This is a genomic window from Rhodococcus sp. G6(2025) (assembly GCF_058628105.1).
This window is the reverse complement of sequence record NZ_CP179752.1, coordinates 258,725-276,550: the sequence shown is the minus strand read 5'-3', so window position 1 is coordinate 276,550 and position 17,826 is coordinate 258,725. Positions and strand designations below refer to the sequence as shown.

General features: G+C 62.2%; 14 protein-coding genes, 1 pseudogene and 1 other annotated feature. Of the genes and pseudogenes, 10 read left to right on the top strand and 5 right to left on the bottom strand.

Features of this window, described 5'->3' with window-relative positions; all coding sequences use genetic code 11:
• The first annotated feature begins 250 nt into the window (after nucleotides 1-250).
• From ACLIVD_RS42175 to ACLIVD_RS42140, 8 genes and pseudogenes are all read left to right on the top strand, one after another.
• Nucleotides 251-790 (top strand): zinc ribbon domain-containing protein, encoded by a 540-nt coding sequence (locus tag ACLIVD_RS42175; RefSeq protein WP_491933710.1) that lies wholly within the window; start codon nucleotides 251-253, stop codon nucleotides 788-790.
• A gap of 1,526 nt (nucleotides 791-2,316) precedes the next feature.
• Nucleotides 2,317-3,768, top strand: coding sequence for an aldehyde dehydrogenase family protein (locus tag ACLIVD_RS42170; RefSeq protein WP_491933709.1), 1,452 nt, complete (start codon nucleotides 2,317-2,319; stop codon nucleotides 3,766-3,768).
• Between the two features lie 8 nt (nucleotides 3,769-3,776).
• Nucleotides 3,777-4,664: an oxidoreductase gene (locus ACLIVD_RS42165; protein ID WP_491933708.1), complete on the top strand. Its 888-nt coding sequence runs from the start codon at nucleotides 3,777-3,779 to the stop codon at nucleotides 4,662-4,664.
• Between the two features lie 115 nt (nucleotides 4,665-4,779).
• Nucleotides 4,780-5,919 (top strand): NADH:flavin oxidoreductase, encoded by a 1,140-nt coding sequence (locus ACLIVD_RS42160; RefSeq protein WP_491933706.1) that lies wholly within the window; start codon nucleotides 4,780-4,782, stop codon nucleotides 5,917-5,919.
• 488 nt (nucleotides 5,920-6,407) lie between these two features.
• A complete protein-coding gene (locus ACLIVD_RS42155; protein WP_491933705.1) occupies nucleotides 6,408-7,514 on the top strand; it encodes an NDMA-dependent alcohol dehydrogenase in 1,107 nt (368 codons plus the stop codon).
• Nucleotides 7,515-7,660: 146 nt separating this feature from the next.
• Nucleotides 7,661-7,954 (top strand): hypothetical protein, encoded by a 294-nt coding sequence (locus ACLIVD_RS42150; protein ID WP_491933704.1) that lies wholly within the window; start codon nucleotides 7,661-7,663, stop codon nucleotides 7,952-7,954.
• Between the two features lie 126 nt (nucleotides 7,955-8,080).
• Nucleotides 8,081-8,416: a hypothetical protein gene (locus ACLIVD_RS42145; RefSeq protein WP_491933703.1), complete on the top strand. Its 336-nt coding sequence runs from the start codon at nucleotides 8,081-8,083 to the stop codon at nucleotides 8,414-8,416.
• Nucleotides 8,417-9,230: 814 nt separating this feature from the next.
• Nucleotides 9,231-9,335, top strand: a pseudogene (locus tag ACLIVD_RS42140) (universal stress protein); the annotation flags it as partial.
• A gap of 657 nt (nucleotides 9,336-9,992) precedes the next feature.
• Here the strand turns inward: ACLIVD_RS42140 and ACLIVD_RS42135 are convergent.
• From ACLIVD_RS42135 to ACLIVD_RS42125, 3 genes are all read right to left on the bottom strand, one after another.
• Nucleotides 9,993-10,865: an SMP-30/gluconolactonase/LRE family protein gene (locus tag ACLIVD_RS42135; RefSeq protein ID WP_491933702.1), complete on the bottom strand. Its 873-nt coding sequence runs from the start codon at nucleotides 10,863-10,865 to the stop codon at nucleotides 9,993-9,995.
• Nucleotides 10,866-11,131: 266 nt separating this feature from the next.
• Nucleotides 11,132-12,406, bottom strand: coding sequence for an MFS transporter (locus ACLIVD_RS42130; RefSeq protein ID WP_491933701.1), 1,275 nt, complete (start codon nucleotides 12,404-12,406; stop codon nucleotides 11,132-11,134).
• A gap of 285 nt (nucleotides 12,407-12,691) precedes the next feature.
• Complete coding sequence (locus tag ACLIVD_RS42125) at nucleotides 12,692-12,913, bottom strand: hypothetical protein (RefSeq protein ID WP_491933700.1); 222 nt, start codon at nucleotides 12,911-12,913, stop codon at nucleotides 12,692-12,694.
• Nucleotides 12,914-13,158: 245 nt separating this feature from the next.
• Nucleotides 13,159-13,266 (bottom strand) — a sequence feature (AL1L pseudoknot).
• 592 nt (nucleotides 13,267-13,858) lie between these two features.
• Here ACLIVD_RS42125 and ACLIVD_RS42120 point away from each other — a divergent pair.
• Nucleotides 13,859-14,572: a GntR family transcriptional regulator gene (locus ACLIVD_RS42120; protein WP_491933699.1), complete on the top strand. Its 714-nt coding sequence runs from the start codon at nucleotides 13,859-13,861 to the stop codon at nucleotides 14,570-14,572.
• Nucleotides 14,573-14,593: 21 nt separating this feature from the next.
• Here ACLIVD_RS42120 and ACLIVD_RS42115 read toward each other — a convergent pair whose 3' ends face one another.
• The gene (locus ACLIVD_RS42115; protein ID WP_491933698.1) at nucleotides 14,594-14,842 is read right to left on the bottom strand and encodes a hypothetical protein; all 249 of its coding nucleotides are present in this window, start codon (nucleotides 14,840-14,842) and stop codon (nucleotides 14,594-14,596) included.
• Between the two features lie 619 nt (nucleotides 14,843-15,461).
• The gene (locus ACLIVD_RS42110) at nucleotides 15,462-16,136 is read right to left on the bottom strand and encodes a GntR family transcriptional regulator (protein WP_491933697.1); all 675 of its coding nucleotides are present in this window, start codon (nucleotides 16,134-16,136) and stop codon (nucleotides 15,462-15,464) included.
• A gap of 611 nt (nucleotides 16,137-16,747) precedes the next feature.
• On the opposite strand from ACLIVD_RS42110, the gene ACLIVD_RS42105 reads away from it, so the two are divergent.
• A complete protein-coding gene (locus ACLIVD_RS42105; RefSeq protein WP_491933696.1) occupies nucleotides 16,748-17,737 on the top strand; it encodes a cyclase family protein in 990 nt (329 codons plus the stop codon).
• Nucleotides 17,738-17,826: the final 89 nt, after the last annotated feature.

Below are 17,826 nucleotides of genomic sequence, written 5' to 3'. Positions count from 1 at the left end.
AATCAGACACGGACGCAAAGGACAGAACACACTCGCTGTGCCCGAGTTCACGGCACACCTCAGGAGAGCGGCCGACCCCCCTTTCCTGCCTCTAACTGGCCTCCACCACCCAACCACAGGTGAACGCCCTCCCCCGGGTCAAATTTCATCGCGGTCACTCGACTAGACGTGACGTTCCCCGTTCGTTGCTCCTTGCTGCCCTTGTGGATTCGTTTCCCCTCGACTGACCTCGTCACACATAGGCAGTTCGATGTCCTTAATTACGAGCACACGCACCACCACCCCACGCGAACAGTCCCACCTGCAGCCACGGTCACCATTCTTCCCACCGAATACGACAGCCGAACACCAACGAAGAACGGCAACGGGAGCATCCCGCGCAGCACCGCCCGAGCAGTCACCGAGTGACGAGCCCGCCATATCCGATGCGACACGCACATTGATGATTCAACGGTGCACAACCTGTGGAGCACTACACGCACCATTGATTCATGTGTGTTCTGAATGCCACGAGAACAGCCTCATGCCTACCCTCTCAAGCGGTATCGGCTCGATTGTGTCCTCCAAAGTAGTGGAACCTGACAGTGGTTCCTATGCAGGACAATTCGGATCGTGCTCCATTGCCATCATCGCGCTCGACGATGGCCCTTGGCTCTACTCTTGGATCGCAGGCGAGGTGCCCACAACATCGGACGGGGCGGTCCGGGTCATGTACACCCCGGCACTGACAATAGATTCACATTTGTCTGTGTTTATCGTCCTCACAGATGAGCAAACGAGCGGCCAGTGATGTCCTACCGACGAATACCTTCAGAACGAGCGGCGCAACCGCACGACCAAGCTGCACTCGTGACGACACCATTCATCGAGTACGAGCAACTGCTCGCTCATTCCCTGTTCGAATCGGCGGTCGTGACGTGCACCAGCGGAGCCAACGTTCGCGCCGACTACCATCGTCATCGACCAATGGCGTACGGACTGGGCGATCGCATCACGCCAGATGCAGCCGTTCACAGACCGAGCACCGGCGCAATCACACGCGCTCGGATTGCACCGGACCCTCACGCTAGGGCGGGGGAGGTCGTGGCCGCTGCAACCAGAACCCGTCTGCAGCCATGCAGCGTCCTGGCAGCCATTGCTAAAGGTCTTCTGACGGCCTGGCCGGATTCAGGGCGCGGCCCTCAAATCCTCCGTTCACGAAGTCACCGATGCCCCGGCTGGGCCCTCATCCCAGACCTAGGAGGTCTTCCTTGCCACTGCTCATCCTCCTGCCGGTGCTCATCCTTCGCGCTGCGACTGCGTGCGCCAGTCTGATTCCACTCCGCCGCGCCTCCACGTCGATCCAACAAATCCTCACGAACATCGCCGTCGCACGAGCCAACGCAAGGTGGTTAGCCATGGTAGCGAGCGCACAACAAGATCCCCCCAGCCGTCGTTACCTGCACGACGAACTCGTCGACGAGAACAGCTCGACACATTAGGTCAGCCGCTCAGATCGGTCCGTCGATTTCCTACAGGACATTGCGGCGGACCCACAAGGGGCTCGTCGCCGGTCAGCAACTGTCAAACCAATTGTTCAACAGGGGTGCCGATCACCAGCCGAGCCTGATACCAACGATCCCCTGATGCGGCGGGAGCGGAATCGGCTGCGCAAGTCGCTCCGCCATCAATCCACGACAACACCCCCACGATTGCCGCTCGGTCACGAATCGACACTGTCGTGCCCTTCAGGCAATCGTCGCTCAATCCCCAAAGACAACCTCGCCCGGGCCTGCTAGCGGCAGCACTCCCGACAGGACACTCGAAAGACATTGCTGAGCAGTGCCACTTGTATTTTTGGCCACCGATCCGGGTCGATGGAAAATGTACGACCACGATGCCGCGGCGACGTGAACAGGCCAGAGGATCGCGTGTCTGCTCCACTGTCCGTCGACTGGTGTGATCATCGCGAACGGGATACCGGAACGGACTACGGGAGTGCTGGAGCACGTTGCAAATCTGAGGCGTGCCGAGATAGCGGCTGATGCAGCGGGATGGAGGCCATCCGGGAAGAGATCTATTTATAGATAGTTGCTAAATAGAGTATTTGGGGTAGCGTATCCGGTAGGACGAGAGGACCCAGTTCAGGTGACAACCGTGCATTTGAGGTGCCCGGGCTCCGCGGGATCCTGCAACGGGGTTCGGTTTGCGTTTGCCGACGAGTAGCGACCTCGTTGGTAAACGCCCGCGAGCACAGAACTGTATCCAATCAGCGGGGCCAGGGCACGACTGTCGAACGGGTTCGGCCACGTCATTTTTCGACGCAAGGGAGAGACTGTGAACATCACGGACTGGACGATGACGATCGACGGAAAGGGCTGTTCCTCGGATGGAGTGTTTGACGTAGTCAATCCGGCGACGGGAGAAGTCTTTGCCCAGGCGCCAGAATGCACCAAGGACCAGCTCGACACTGCGATGCAATCAGCTGCCGTGGCCTTTCAGCAGTGGCGACAGGACGAGTCGGCACGACGTTCGGCCTTGCAGCAGGCCGCCGATGCGTTGCGGTCCACGGTGGACGAAGTCGCGCCTACACTGACCGCCGAGCAGGGCAAACCGCTGGTGGATGCACGACGCGAAATCCTGTTGTCTGCAGATGTTTTCGACTACTACTCAGAGCTTGACCTACCAACACCCGAGACTATCCGTGAGGACGACAACCGGCTGGTGGTGCAGGGCTGGAGGCCGCTCGGAGTCGTCGGAGCGATCAGCCCATGGAACGTCCCAGTTCTGCTGTCGACTTGGAAGATCGCTCCCGCTCTGCTCGCCGGCGACACGGTTGTAGTGAAACCCTCTCCGCTCACTCCCCTGGCGATGCTTCAGATTGGTCAGACACTTGGGGACGTCTTCCCGTCCGGTGTTCTCAATATGCTCAGCGGAGGTGACGATCTCGGGCGGTGGGTCAGTCGCCACGACATCCCCCGAAAGCTCTCGTTCACCGGGTCCATCAATGGGGGCAAGAGCGTCAATGTGTCAGGCGCCGCGGACCTCAAGAGGGTCACCCTCGAACTAGGAGGCAATGACGCATGCATCGTCTACGATGACGTCGATGTCGCGGAGGTGGCCCCGAGGCTGTTCTGGTCAGCATTCCGGAACAACGGGCAGATCTGCGCACTGGTCAAGCGACTGTACGTCCATGAGAACATCTTCTCCGACCTTGTCGATGCCCTGGCAGAGATAGCGCGCTCCACCGTTGTGGGCGACGGTATGTTGCCGACCACGCAACTGGGTCCGTTGCAGAACCGGGCACAGTTCGATCGAGTGAGCGCGCTGGTCTCTGAAGCGGTCAGTCGTGGTGCCCGGCCCGTCGCCGGTGGCAAACCTATTGACCGGGCCGGCTACTTCTACGAACCGACCATCATGACTGGGGTCGAGCCCGGCATGCGCCTGGTCGACGAGGAACAGTTCGGTCCGGCCCTGCCCGTCATGTCGTTCCGCGACACCGAGGAGGTACTCGCGCAAGCAAACGCCACGATGTATGGCCTCGGTGGCTCGGTGTGGTCAAGCGATCTCGACCGGGCGCGTAAGGTTGCGTCGCGGCTCGAATCTGGCAACGTCTGGATCAACACCCACGCCGTCGGTGGTCATGATCAGCCGTTCAGCGGCTCGAAGTGGAGCGGGCTCGGCGTCGAGAACGGGCCAGAGGGTCTGCGCACATTCTTCGATCGGCAGGTCGTCTACGTAGACAAACAGCCCGTGCACACAGCGTTGCAGCCTACTTCGGCCGATTAGTCCTTCGCATGACGAACTCTGAATGGACTTCCGCGGACCTTCCCTCGTTCGAAGGTAAGACTGTGGTCGTCACCGGCGCCAGCCGCGGCCTCGGCCTGGTGACCGCCCGCGAACTCGCCCGCGTAGGCGCCCGCGTGGTGCTGGCCGTTCGCGATGTTCGGCGCGGCGCCGAGGTTGCCACCACGATCACCGGCGACACCGAGGTGCGCGCGCTCGATCTCGCCGACCTGACCTCCGTACGCCGCTTCGCCGGCGACTGGGACGGCAGCCTCGATATCCTTGTCAACAACGCCGGGGTGATGGTGGCTCCCGAGGGCCGCACCCGGGATGGTTTCGAGACCCAGATCGGCACAAACCATCTCGGTCACTTCCTGCTGACAAACCTACTGCTGCCGCACATCACCGACCGTGTCGTGTCACTGTCCTCGCTGGCGCACTACCGGGGCACGATCAACTTTGACGACCTCAACTGGGAGTTGCGCAGCTACGACCCGCTGGCAGCCTACGGCCAATCCAAACTCGCCAGCCTGTTGTTCAGCCTCGAACTACAGCGGCGATTCGACGAGACCGGATCCCCAGTCCGCGCATTGAGCGCCCATCCGGGCTGGGCCGCGACCAACCCGCAGATCGGCAGCAATCCGATGTCGCAGGACGCCGAGGCGGGCGCACGCACCATCCTGTTCGCGGCAAGCAAAGACCTACCCGGCAACAGCTACGTCGGACCGGATGGATACAACGAGATGCGCGGCTACCCCACACGCGTCGGCCGCTCCGCCGAGGCCGGCAACCTGGTTGTGGCGAAGAAGCTGTGGTCGGTCTCCGAGCGCCTCACCGGAGTTAGCTTTCCGGACGGCGCACTGCTGCCTCAACAAGCCGGGACATCACCCACTCGATAGCTGCGAAGACAGCCGCGCTGACAGGGAGCGGCCACTGACAGCCCGATGGGTTCGTCGACGAACTCGCCGGAGGCGCGCCCGAAGTCCCATTCGATACAGGATCAGAGAATTCGCTATGACCATCACCCCCACCCAGATTGACACCGACACTTTCGCCGCACCGCTCTTCCGCCCCTTCGATATCGGTCCCGTGACCGTGCCCAACCGCGTCGTCATGGCACCGATGACCCGCCAGTTCTCCCCCGGTGGCATTCCCGGGCCCGACGTCGCAGAGTATTACGCGCGCCGCGCGGCGGGCGGTGTCGGGCTGATCATCACCGAAGGCACATTCGTCGGCCATCCCAGCGCCGCCGGCCTCGCCCGCGTCCCACACTTCTACGGTGAAGACGCCCTGGCCGGGTGGGCACACGTCGTCGAGACGGTGCACGCAGCCGGCGGACGAATCATGCCCCAGTTGTGGCATGCCGGCCCCACCCGCCAGCCCGGAAACCAACCCTTCCCTGACGCACCCGTCATCTCACCGTCCGGACTCGCCCTCGACGGCACCCCGCTCGGCGAATCGGGCCCCATTCCCACCGAACGCGACCTGCTCGGCATCATCGAATCGTTCGCCGACGCCGCGGCTGCCGCTCAACGCCTCGGCTTCGACGGCATCGAACTTCACGGCGCACACGGCTTCCTCATCGACAGCTTCCTATGGGCCAACACCAATCGGCGCACCGACGCCTACGGCGGCGACATCGTCGCCCGAACACGACTAGCCCAGGAAATCATCACCGCCGTCCGCCGAGCCACCAGCCCAGACTTCCCCATCCTGCTCCGCATGTCACAGTGGAAGTCCGACGCCTACGACGCCCGCCTCGCCGAAACCCCCCACGAACTCGAAGCCATCCTCACACCACTCGCTGAAGCAGGCGTCGACGCCTTCCACGCCTCCACACGCCGCTACTGGCAGCCCGAATTCGAAGGCTCCACGCTGAACCTGGCCGGATGGACCAAGAAAATCACCGGCCGCCCCAGCATCTCCGTCGGATCAGTCGGCCTCGACGGCGAATTCATTGCCAGCTTCGCTGGTGAAACGCCCTCACCCACCGGCATCGACCAACTCCTCGACCGACTCGGCAACGACGAGTTCGACCTCATCGCCATCGGCCGAGCCTTGATCTCAGACCCAGAATGGACCGAGAAAATCCGCACCGGACACCTCGACGAACTGACCCACTTCACCCCCGCCGACCTCACCACCCTCGCCTAACCAGAACACAGATAGCACCGAAACACCCACAAAACAGCCAGACAAAACGACAAGTCGGATTCCATGACGTTCTTACCGGTCCGGACAATCAGGTCGATCACCAGCTCACTGAGGGTGCTGACTCCGACCGCGGACCGGACAGCGGAACGCTGAAGTTCAAGCGCAGGTGGCGAATCTAGACGACAAGAGGCGCATCGCCTCACCTCCCTATCGACGATCCATGGTTCTCCCGACCAGGCCCGCGGAAGGACCGGCCGCCTACGCCCACGCAACCGGACTCTTCCACCCGCATCCAGGTGGTGGACGACCCGGCACAGGGCGGATCGGAGTCAACACGAACTCAGTACTGCGACAGCCCGTTCATTTCCATCGCGTCGAGCGGATGCGGTCACGAAAGGGTCGTTTCGGATTCGGAGTCTTACGTGCATCACCGATGCGAGTACATCCCGCCTTCGGCGGGTCCGGTATCACCACCGAGGAGGAGAAGCATGAAAACTCAAGCCGCAGTCTGCTGGGAGTCCCAAAAACCATGGGCTATTGAGGATCTCGAGCTGTCCGAACCCGAACCGGGAGAGGCACTGATCAAGCTTCAGTACGCGGGATTGTGCCACTCGGATGATCACGCAATCACCGGGGACTTTCCCCCAGCTCTGCCTGTGGTGGGCGGTCACGAAGGGGCTGGGACGGTCATCGCAGTCGGAGACGGAGTCGACCGTGTCCGCGTCAGCGACTCAGTCTTCGTCACCGCCGCCCCGGCATGCGGGGTGTGCCAATTCTGTCTCGACGGCCGCGGCTGGGTGTGTGATGCGAACGCCCACGTAATGGCCGGCAGGCGCCCCGATGGAACGGCCCGCTTGCACGCCGAGGACGGACGCGGTGTGGGTACGTTCGCCCAGCTGGGAACCTTTTCCGAGTATGCCTTGATCAATCAGACGCAGTTGGTGCCCTTCGACGAGTCCATCACCCCGGCGGTCGCTGCACTGATCAGTTGCGGGGTGATCACCGGCTGGGGTGCTGCGGTCAAATGCGCCGAAGTCCGCTCTGGTGACACCATCGTCGTTGTTGGCACCGGCGGCGTGGGAATGAGCGCGGTACAGGGGGCACGGCACGCGGGGGCATCGACGATCGTGGCGGTCGACCCAGTCGAGATGAAGCGGGACGCCGCGCTTAAGTTCGGAGCCACCCATACCGCCGAATCGATCGATGCCGCGCGCTCTCTCGTCGCCGACCTCACCAGGGGGGTGATGGCCGACGCGGTGATCGTTACGGTCGGTGTGTTGACCGGAGAACTCGTCGGAGAAGCTGACTCCATCACCGCCAAGGCAGGAAGGATTGTGCTCACCTCGGTCGCTCACTTCGCCGAGAACACCGTCACGCTCCCATTGAACGCCTTTCTGCTGTCCGGGAAGTCGCTGGTCGGGAACATCTACGGCCAGTGCACACGCGCCGACATCGGCCGCCTGCTCAACCTCGTCCGTGCCGGTGAGATCGATGTCACCTCCATGATTACCCAGGAATACGACCTCGAGGAAATCAACCAGGGTTACGCGGATATGCACTCAGGCAAGAACCTGCGCGGGGTCATCCGCTTCTGAGTCCACATCCGTTAGTACGCCGCGGATCCCGATGGCGGCCGGGATCCGCGGTTTCGCTCGTGGCTGTTGCGATGGCCGATCTCACGGTTGATCCCCACCGCCAGTGCCGGTGCGTCATCTGGCACCCGCAGACAGAGAGGAGAATTATGTCGACGCACAAATCCAATCCACAGGTCATCAGCTTGGACGCGGCTCGCCGCAAGCGAGCTGATGACCTGCTCTCAGGCAAGTTTCCCATCGCTGCGCTGTTCGGCCGCACCCGCGATCGGGTCGCCGGAGACCTCCGCGTCGAGGACGTGCTCGCCGTGTACATGCGCGGCTCGAAAATTGGCCCATCCGGGGTAACGGTCATTCTCGGGATCACCCAAGACGCCCGGGTTCGTCATCTCAACGCCGAGCAGCGCGGCCACATCCGCGATGTGATCACAGCTTTGAACTAGTGCGGCGTGGCATAAGTAATCTGATAGTCGAGAGCGACTGGAACTCTGCGCATTTCCCTCGCTGCGGCGAGGGTCTCAAACCTTCCAAGGCTACGGCTGTCCCGACTATTGGATGTGTGAATTCCCATGAACTCTCGTGAGTATCGCCAGTGGCGCCAAAGGCGCCGGGCCTGGATCGAAGCCAGCCGCAATCGGAACCATCCTGACACCGAGGCGGAGCTCCTCATTGAGTTCGCCAGAAAGTGGGCACCATTCGGGGGCGCTACCGAGGAGGAAATCCTTGTGCACTTCGGAATGACAATGCGCCGGTTCATCGAGCGATTGTGGCAGGTCATCCCTGAATCGAACTGCGCCCAAGACGAGATACGCATTTTAGCGAGCGTATACCCTCCCCCCGAGTCGGCGGCCCGCACGTCACTGGGTGTGACCGGATCTTCCAGGGCACGGTCATCACCAGAGTGAACGTGAACAACACCACGATGATGGCCGCGGCCGATCGCGTGATCAGGCGGCTCGGCCTGCGGGTTCTCGTGATTCGGCAGAGCCCCCTCTGTCCCTGGCAAGGGTGGCTCCGTGCTGATGCACGCGTGCGATCGTCGAGTCAATCGACTTGACCCAGTCGATCCTGCCGACCGCGTTGACCTGCTACTGCACCTCGCCCAGCTTCTCCCAGTGCCGTCCTCCGCCCACCGGTTGAGCCGCTTGTAGATCGAGTTCCACTTCCCGAACCGTCCGGGACATCCCGCCACGGCGCGTCGCTGCGGAACTTCCATGCCATGCCCTCAATCGCGAGACGATGATCCGTCCACGGCCGAGACCGCCCCGTCACCGTCACCGTCGGCATCAGCGGCTCCGGCCCACACCTCGTCAGAGACCTCGCGACGCGACATCCCTCAAGACTCACCGACCCGACGCTGAAACCAATTGATCAACACGGCCTAGCGATCATCGCCAGGTTTGTCTCTTCCCGATGTCATGACTAGGTGAGCGCCGATCACGACCACCAGAGAAGTCATCGTGGCCACGACAAGTGGCGACTCATTGTGCGCAAGACCGATGACAACGCCACACCCGGAGGTGATCGCAATGAAGAGCCCGAATGCACGTAGGCGCGACCGGAACCTGTCCTTGTCCCTCACTGGTACCCCCCCTATCTCAACGCTGAGTCCGTGCAAAGGCACGTCCGACCGTTCCAGATTTAGGCACACGGCAATGCTGCTGAAAGTCGGCAGGGGCAGGTCAGCTCCTTCTCCAGATCGATCAGGGCGCGAAACGCAACACCGTCGTCGTCGCGTCGATCAGCGTCGGACGCCGTATCTACGGCTCGGTCGCCGTACGCCTGGTCAAGGTCGGCCGGCGGCCCGTCACCGTTGTCCCGTGAATCGGCAATACCCGTCCCATCGCCTCTTCTCCGCATCACCACCCATACAAGGCCTGGGCCCCGATCGACGTCAGCCACTCCGTTTGGAAGTCTCTATCTCACAACACTAAAAGACGGGAGAATACCGAAGGTAGTGGCCGCAGAACGCTCAACGATCCACGGCCCTCTTGTTCGGCCTGGCACCGATCCGCGACGTGATCAATTCGACGGAAGCGTGGCTCGAGTATCTCCACGAACCTTGGAAATTGGGCAATGTGACGAAAGCGTCACCACCGCATCCCGACGGCACAGTGGCATCGCTTGGGACATACACGCTCACAGCGGTACTATCGCATCATGCCATCTACTGTGTAACAACATCTTTAGCGCCACATTTTCGACATGCGGCGCAAGACCGGCGGTATCGGTTTGTCGTCCTCTGGATCAATTCCGGGTGAGTTAATCCCCACATCGGACAGAGCTCGTTTCCGCGTGAGCACAACCACCGGCGTCGGCCCGAGAAGCACCCCGAAACGGCAACCCGTCTACGCCAGATAGCGCTCGAGCTAGCGGGCAGCCAGCAGGTCATTGCCCGGGAAATACGCTCCCGCCGTCGTACAACCGAGAATGCCCCTGTCGCCGATGCGATTGTTCCGACCGAAATCTGGTAGTCCTGCTTCAGGAGATCGCCTGCGAGGGATCGCCACTACGTCCAACCGACGCAACCGCGATGAACCCCGCCGATTGGCCCTCGTAGAAGTCCTCGATCGTGGTGGTGTTGCATGCGAGATACAGTGTGTCGAGACGTGGGCCTCCGAAGGCGCAAGCAATCGACCATGCGCCTTGAACGGACACTTTGTCGGTGATCTCACCGCCTTCCACCACGCGGTAGAACCCGTTGTCGTCACCGGTCGTCAACACGTTTCCGAACCACACACCTCCGTCGCTATCGAGCGCAATGCCATCTGGATGGTAAGAGTCGGGCAGCTCTGCCCAGGTGCGGAGGTTTTCAAGGGAGCCATCATCTTTGATGTCAAAGACACTGATGCGGTGGGCGAAGGTCTCGGCCAGCAGGAGCTTGCCGTCGGGTGTGAGCGCTCCGCCATTGGGGAAGGCGACATCCCCCCGAACTCGCTGAACCTTGCCGGATGGACTGATGTGGGCGAGATTGGTGGGCTTGGGTTCCTCGGCGCCGATGACGAAGCCATGGTTACCAACGTATGCGTGTCCGGTTGGCGAGACGACCATGTCGTTGCCTAATCCGGTCGCAATGGCGCTGAAGTCGGCGTATTCGGTAACCCGTCCAGTTGGTGAGATACGGAGCACCTTCGCGTCTACTTGCGAAACGACAAGCGCGGATCCGTCGGACAGGAATCCAAGTCCCGCGGGCACACCTCCGATCTCGGCGACAACCTCGTGTTCGCCGGTGCTGTTGAATCGGAGTACGTGTTTGGCGAGGAAATCGCTTGCCCATAGATGTCCGTCATGCCAGCGGGGCGCTTCGAGAAACTGGTGTCCGCTGGAAAAAGTGGTCATTGCGTGTGTCTTCATTCTTCCCTCCTCTGTCGTGATGATGAGATTTCGTGAGCCATAGGACCGATCCCCCCGGTGTCGACCTACTGACGCATTTCGGTGGAGCTTGAATTTTGCACTTTGCCACCAGGCTGTGCGAGGTCACTCGTCTACCCGCGCAAGCGCTCAGGTAGTTTCTGCATGGCGATTCGGCGCTGAGCGATGGGGAGCCGCAGACGATCAGAAACTGTCCTCGTTGCAGGGTAGTTGGTCCCAGCTATGCGAGGCCGGGGTCGTGCGCGCGGTTACGATCGTGTCGATTGGCTCTGTTGCGCCACCGCCGCGGCCGGCATGGTGATGCGCACGAGCGCGATCGCCGCGAGCGCGGCGAGTACGAGGGGCACGACGACCGCTAGATACATCGCGCGCGGTGTCATCACATTGAGCGCGTATCCCGCGATGATCGGCGACAGGATCGCTCCACCCCGCGCGACGCCCATCATGGCGCCGTACCCTTTAGCCCGCGCGAGCACCGGGTACACGGCAGTCGAGGTCGAGGTGTACCCGGAGAGCGCCGCGAAGGTACCGCCGCCGATCACTGCGGCCATTGCCATCGCGAACGGGCCCTGGAGGGTGACCGCGAAAGCTGCGATCGCCACGGCCGACACGAGAGATGTAACGACCGCGATCCGCGCCGCCGGGAACCTCAGTCCGAAGACGCCGAAGAGGCTTCCCCCGACCACCGCACCGAAGCTGATCATGATGCCCGCGAGCGCGCCGTTCCCCGCGTCATCGCTGGAATCCTTGATGAGCTGCGGTGTCCAGGTGCTCACGAAGTAGAACGCGGCGGTGAGCATCGAGAATCCGAACGCCAGGAGGAATGTGCGAGCACGCAATTCACGGCTGAGGAGTCGGGTTTCGACCTGCGGATCGGCCACCACCTGGTCAAGCCCGTCATTCGCGTCTTTGCGCGCGAGGTAGTCGCCAGATTCGCGGAGGAAGGCTGCGGTCACGACGAACGACAGGACCCCCAACGCGGCGCCGATCCAGAACATGCCCTGCCATGCCCCACCCACCATGGAGACGAGCCCCGCACTGGCGAAACCGGCAAGCATCGTGCCGAGCGGATAACCGATCAAGACCAGTCCGAGCGCCACACTTCGCCGATGGACCGGGGCGGCCTCCTGACCTAGGACGACGATGACGACGGTGATGGTCCCGATCGCGATGCCCGTGACGAAGCGGGTCACGAGGAGCGTCTCGAAGTCCGCCGAGAGCGCCGAGGCAGCCAATCCGAGGGTGTTGACCGCGAGGCCGGCCAAGAGGACGCCGCGCCTGCCGAAGACGTCCGCGAAGCGGGCGAGGCCGATCGCGCCCACCGCCATTCCAGCGAGCGCGGCGCTGACCAGGTAGCCCTTTTGAGGATTCGTAGCGAAGCCTTCCGGCAGGTGCGGCATCGCAAACCCCATCACCAGGAGGTCGTAGCCGTCCAGCATGTTCACGAACATGCAGAAGAACACGGTCGCAATTTGGTACGGGCGCATTCCCACCCGCGACGTCCATTCCGTTCTCCCGCTCATCAGGTCCCTCTCGCTCAAAGGTCGGCGTGTTCTCTGCACATGTTGTGTCGGCGCGAGACTGAAACTACGTGGCGCAGCACACATTCAATGATGCAATGCGACGGAGATCACACTTTGGTGAGCGAAATGCAAATGCACCATGGACGCTGCAGAGGCCTACGCTCCCTAGTAGGACTTTGCTAGGTGAGGAAGGCGCGGTGGCACAGTGAGCTGGAACCGATCCAACGGGTAAGTGCGCATTGGAGTTCGCGCACGATTCCGTAGAGGGTCAGTCCTGCCCAGTCGCTATTGAGCCGGCCAGCCGCAGGGTGGTGAGGAACAGGTGAGCGGCGGTAACCAGGGTGGCTCGGACCTGCGCGCGGGACCGGTCTTGCGTTGCTGCAGATCGGGCGAATCGTCGGCCGGCACTAGTCCGAGAACAATTTTCAGCTTGTGGTTGTAGTGTTCGATGCGCCAGCGGATGACGCTGCACCAAATCCGCCGCACGATCGGATTGCGGATCAGCAACAGTGGTCCTCTTGCCGCGTCGCGCGCCCTCGAGACCGAGTACACCCATCCAGCAGCTCGACGGCGGCCACCTCGATGCCCTCACGGCGGCATTGCAGCGACACACCTTCCGGGCGCCGTAGACGGAGTAGTTCGCCCTGTGCACCTGGCGATCTCCGATTTCAGCTCTTCGTCCCGAACCGCGCGTCTCGACGGCCGTCTGGTGGGGGCGTCGTACTAGGGCTCGACGAGACCTTGCAGCCGTGCTGAGCGAGCACACTGCAGATCGGCTCGACGCCGAACTCCTCCTTGTGGTTGTCGATGTAGTCGACCATCGCTTGCGTGGGCGGTCGAGCTCCGCCACGAAGAAAGTCGGCGCAGACTTCAGACTTTCGTTGGCCCGCTTTAGTTCTCCATTCTCCGCCCTCAACGTGCGTAGCTCGGCGGCGGCGTCGGTTGTCACACCGGCGCCGCCCCGAATCAACTTGGGCTTTGCGGATCCAGTTGTGCAGCGTCTGAGCAGTCCCGATGCTGAGTTTGTCCGCGACGGAGCCGATCGCAGCCCATTCCGAGCCGTGTTCGTGACGGATCTCGGCGACCATCCGCAACTGCCCGCTCACACAGCTCCGGCGGGTACCTATTCGGCACAGATCCGCCTCCTTCGGACGAGATCGTAGCCAGAACCCCAATTTCGCGACTCCACCGGACCCAGGGCACATCAAATTCTTCGGAAACCCCGAGCGGTCCGATGCGAGGTCACTCCTCGACCAACGCAAGCGCTCAGGCAGTGTCAGCATGGCGATTCGGCGCTGAGCGATGGAGAATCAGACGATCAGAAACTGTCCTCGTCGCAAGGTGGTTGGTCCCAGCTGTGCGAGGCCGGGGTCGTACGCGCGGTTATGATCGTGGCGACTGGCTCTGTTGTGCCACCGCGGCATGAGTGCCGGATATCTAGGAGGTTAAACGATGATGGAGCGACCCCAGGGACAGTTCCTTCCGCGAATGCCGCGTCTAGTCGACGAGGTCGTGTCTCGGCTACGGGACAGCATCGTCGACGGAGGCTTGCCAGCGGGGACCCCCCTCCTTCAGACCGCACTCGCCGAAGAGCTTGGCGTGAGCCGCACTCCACTGCGCGAGGCACTGCGCGTGCTGGAGGAGGAAGGACTTCTACGCACGGCCGGCAACCGGACTGTTGAGGTCGTCCCCATCAGTGCGGAGGACCTGCGTGACATGTACCAGCTCCGTGAGGTGATCGATGGTCTTGCCGCGCGGCTTGCCGCCAAGAAGGGGCTCACCGACGCTGACGAGGAGCGCGCGTGGGAACTGCTGGACGAGATGGCCGAATCGTCAGAGCCGTACGACCCGGTCCAGCGGCATCGCGCGCACGCGGAGTTCCACGAGCTGATTGCCCGCGCCTCGAACAACGCGAAGGTACGCTCGTTCATCCCGCTAATCCGCACCAGCTCCGCAATCTTGTATCTCCCGCCCAGGCGCGAGAGCGCGGCCGCCAGCGTGGTTACCGCGATCCCCGGTAGTTCCTACAAGGATGTCCTCGATCAAGCCCACGTTCAGCACCGAGAGATCCTCAAGGCAATCGTGTCGCACGACCCTGACGATGCGGAAGGGGCCGCGCGGCGCCACATCCAGCGCACCCTACGCCTGCTGCCACACTTCGGATGACGTGCGGAGTGCGCCGGCGGATCATCCAGTGCCGAGCCTGCGCACCGTTCCGACCCCTCTCTGGAGCTCGGAATCGATGTGTTCGAGGCGTCGGCGCATGGCCGCAAGTCGTGTCCGGTGCATAGCGGCCGACGCTCCCTCTCTCTCGACCGCCTCGATGACCGCAAGCTCCGCGTCAACCTCCTCCCGGAGCCGCGTCCCCGCCTCCTCGTGCGTCAGGAGGTCCTCGTCTTCCCAGTCCGACTCCCCCAGGTAGCGAAATTCACTCATCCCTCGTACTCCTTGTCCATTGGCCGGCCAACTCCGAGCGAACTACCGAGACTCAGCCCAGTCGAAGAATCTTTGCTATAGAGCCGACTACAATGTATCCCGGATTCTTTCTCATGCCCATCCCCTTCTTGGTGGGCACCGTTGGCCGTGCCTCTGTTTGCTTGTGGACACTCATCCATTCGGCAGCCTTGTCGCCTTCCCCCGAATTACGTTGCTGCAAGCCGTCGTAGAAGGGCAGCACTTTGCGGGTCATCGGCGTCCGCCGGGCCGGATGGGTGAGGCCCGGAGGCTCGCGCCTCGACTCGGGCGGGGGGCGCGTTCCAACGCTGGTCAGCCGAGCGACACTGGCGCGTGCATCGGTAGGTCTCGGGTGCACTCCGACATCCGGAGTGCATGTTCCCCTTTTAAACCGAGGCTCGCAGTCGGCATAGCCAATTGCGCCGACGGCAAACTACAGCAACTCCCCATACTGGTCCGGCTCCAGGAAGGCATCGTGACTCGAGGCGGCTCAACCATCGACGGGCGACCACTACCTCTCGGAGGTCACGGACGCCGGCGCCGCCGAACCTTCAGCTAGCTGAAGTAGAACTTGCCGATGACAGTGCCACGACAAACGAAATCATCCAACCCGCCCACTGCTGTCCTCCGTGGCGGCTGCGACGATGCCGGAGCCGGATCGGAGCGTCGTTCGAATATGCATACAGGCTGCCATCTCCGCGAGGTCGCCACTGCCGCTGCGTAGCGCGTCGTAGATGGCGTGATGCTGCCTCCCCGCCACCTCCAAAACCTGATGCTGTTCCTCCTCGGACAGTTCCGCGAGACGGTCATGCAGGCACAAACTCGTAATTTGGATCAAGTCCAGTTGCTGACGAAGGCGTCCATTCCCGCATGCCTCCGCAATCCGTGAGTGATAATCCATATGCGCCGGAAACCAAACGGTCGGCCTAAATGGGTGAGACGACTCGTCCATCACCGCAAGTAGCGCGGCAAGCTCCTCGCCGAGCTCTTCCGGTAGACCACGGCTAGCCAGCAGTCGCGCGGCGAGGCCATCAATTACTTCGCGGACCTCGAAGAGATCGCGCAACTCGTCACCCGAGAACTGCGCTACCCGGACAGTCCGGTTGCCGTTGGAAACCCGCACGAGACCCTGCTGCTCCAGGATCCGAAATGCCTCCCGCAGCGGTGTCCGACTGATTTTCAGGCGCTCCGCCCACTCGGTCTGGAGCATGACCGTGCCTGGTGCAATCTCGCGCTTGAGGATCATCTCGCGCAACTCTTGTGTGACGTCGTCCACAAGTCGCCCAGAGGGGGTTTGCTTCCTCGACGTTTTAGTACTCGAACGGGAACGCGCGCCCTGCGTGGCTGACATGCATCCAGGATAAGGTACTCCAGCCATCGTTACAGTCACGCCTAATGTCGATCCTGGATCATTTGGGATCGCGGTGACGGCCTTACTCGCGGCCCGCGAGCCAACCGCGTATGCCGTTAATCGTCAGCAAACGATTCTCGCTGGCCATTTGGCCGGGCGAGACCCCTTTTGACCGCTCCACCCCAACGTGGAGACGAGGATTACTCATAGGGCGTGCGGGCCCAGGCGCTGCCGTCACCCACCAGTGGAGCCCGAGACATCAGTGGGGGCGTTCTTCAAGCTTTCGAGGACCGCCACCCGCCGGAGATCACGTGAGATGCGGCGTTTTGCCACTACCGAGTACGACCCTCCGGCCGGGGGCCACGTGGTTCGGCTCGCCACAGCGGCGCCGTCCGGCCTCCACCGCTTAAAAGCTGAAGGAAGAACTGTTGTGAATCTGCATCCTGGATGCGAAACTAGCTCGCGGTGACAGCGCGTCGTCGACTCGTGACCGCGCCATTTCGTTCTCTATTTCGATTGAAGAGGGATAGATCATCATGAGCACGATGAATGAGTTCCGGCGCGTGGCGGACGATGTGCGGAACTGGGGTCGCTGGAGCGACGCGGACGAGTTGGGCACGCTCAACCTCATTACCGAGGAGAAAGTCAGGCAAGCCGCCGCCCTCGTCAGAAAGGGACGCGTGTTCCCTCTCGGCGTCGATTTCGGGTCGAACGGCCCGCAGGGCTACTTCCATTTCCGGGGCAATCCGCTTCACATCATGACCGTCGATGGCGGCGATGCTCACCAGCTCGCGGATTACGCTCGGAAGTGGCCGGCCAATCCGCTCGCGCAGCAGCTCGGCAAATCATTCGACATGAGCCCGACTCGGTTCAACGATGACATGATCATCATGCCGCTGCAGGCGGCGACGCAGTGGGACGCGCTTTCTCATGTGTACTACGACGACAAGCTGTACAACGGATTTCCGGCCTCGTCGGTCACGAGCGCTGGAGCGTTCCATTGCGGTATCGACAAGGTCGATGGGAAGGGCATCACATCCCGGGGTGTCCTTCTCGATGTCGTCCGACACCGTGGGGCCGACAAATACCTTGCGCCGGAAGGACAGATCACCCCGGAGGAACTCGACGAGGTGGCACGCGTCCAGAAGGTGGCGATTGGGCGCGGCGACATCGTCCTCATACGAACGGGCTGGTGGACGAAGTTTCGGGAGACTGGAAACGGGATGGAACCGGTTGCGGGGTTGCATTGGAGCTGCGCGCGGTGGTTGCACGACCTCGAGGTTGCGGCCGTCGCCGCAGACAACGTCATGGTTGAGGACTTCGAGTCCGAGGTCGAGGGCATGTTCATGCCGCTACACGCCCTGTGCCTGCGCGACATGGGCATGATGCTCGGCGAATTTTGGGATCTCGCCGAGCTCGCCGACGACTGCGCCGAGGACGGCGTTTACGAGTTTCAGGTGATTGCACCGCCCCTGCGGGTCACAGGCGCTGTGGGGTCTCCTGTCAACCCGATCGTCCTTAAGTAGCAGCTGTGGTCGCGTATCCGCAGGGCCGGATTCCTGGCCCGTCCTAGCCCCATGCCAGCCGTGGGTGCGACGTCGACTAGATGGTCTGA

Coding starts and splice junctions, on each gene's coding strand:
- ACLIVD_RS42175 (WP_491933710.1), top strand. CDS start 251: ATGTCCTTAATTACGAGCACACGCACCACCACCCCACGCGAACAGTCC.
- ACLIVD_RS42165 (WP_491933708.1), top strand. CDS start 3,777: ATGACGAACTCTGAATGGACTTCCGCGGACCTTCCCTCGTTCGAAGGT.
- ACLIVD_RS42160 (WP_491933706.1), top strand. CDS start 4,780: ATGACCATCACCCCCACCCAGATTGACACCGACACTTTCGCCGCACCG.
- ACLIVD_RS42155 (WP_491933705.1), top strand. CDS start 6,408: ATGAAAACTCAAGCCGCAGTCTGCTGGGAGTCCCAAAAACCATGGGCT.
- ACLIVD_RS42150 (WP_491933704.1), top strand. CDS start 7,661: ATGTCGACGCACAAATCCAATCCACAGGTCATCAGCTTGGACGCGGCT.
- ACLIVD_RS42145 (WP_491933703.1), top strand. CDS start 8,081: ATGAACTCTCGTGAGTATCGCCAGTGGCGCCAAAGGCGCCGGGCCTGG.
- ACLIVD_RS42135 (WP_491933702.1), bottom strand. CDS start 10,865: ATGAAGACACACGCAATGACCACTTTTTCCAGCGGACACCAGTTTCTC.
- ACLIVD_RS42130 (WP_491933701.1), bottom strand. CDS start 12,406: ATGAGCGGGAGAACGGAATGGACGTCGCGGGTGGGAATGCGCCCGTAC.
- ACLIVD_RS42120 (WP_491933699.1), top strand. CDS start 13,859: ATGATGGAGCGACCCCAGGGACAGTTCCTTCCGCGAATGCCGCGTCTA.
- ACLIVD_RS42115 (WP_491933698.1), bottom strand. CDS start 14,842: ATGAGTGAATTTCGCTACCTGGGGGAGTCGGACTGGGAAGACGAGGAC.
- ACLIVD_RS42105 (WP_491933696.1), top strand. CDS start 16,748: ATGAGCACGATGAATGAGTTCCGGCGCGTGGCGGACGATGTGCGGAAC.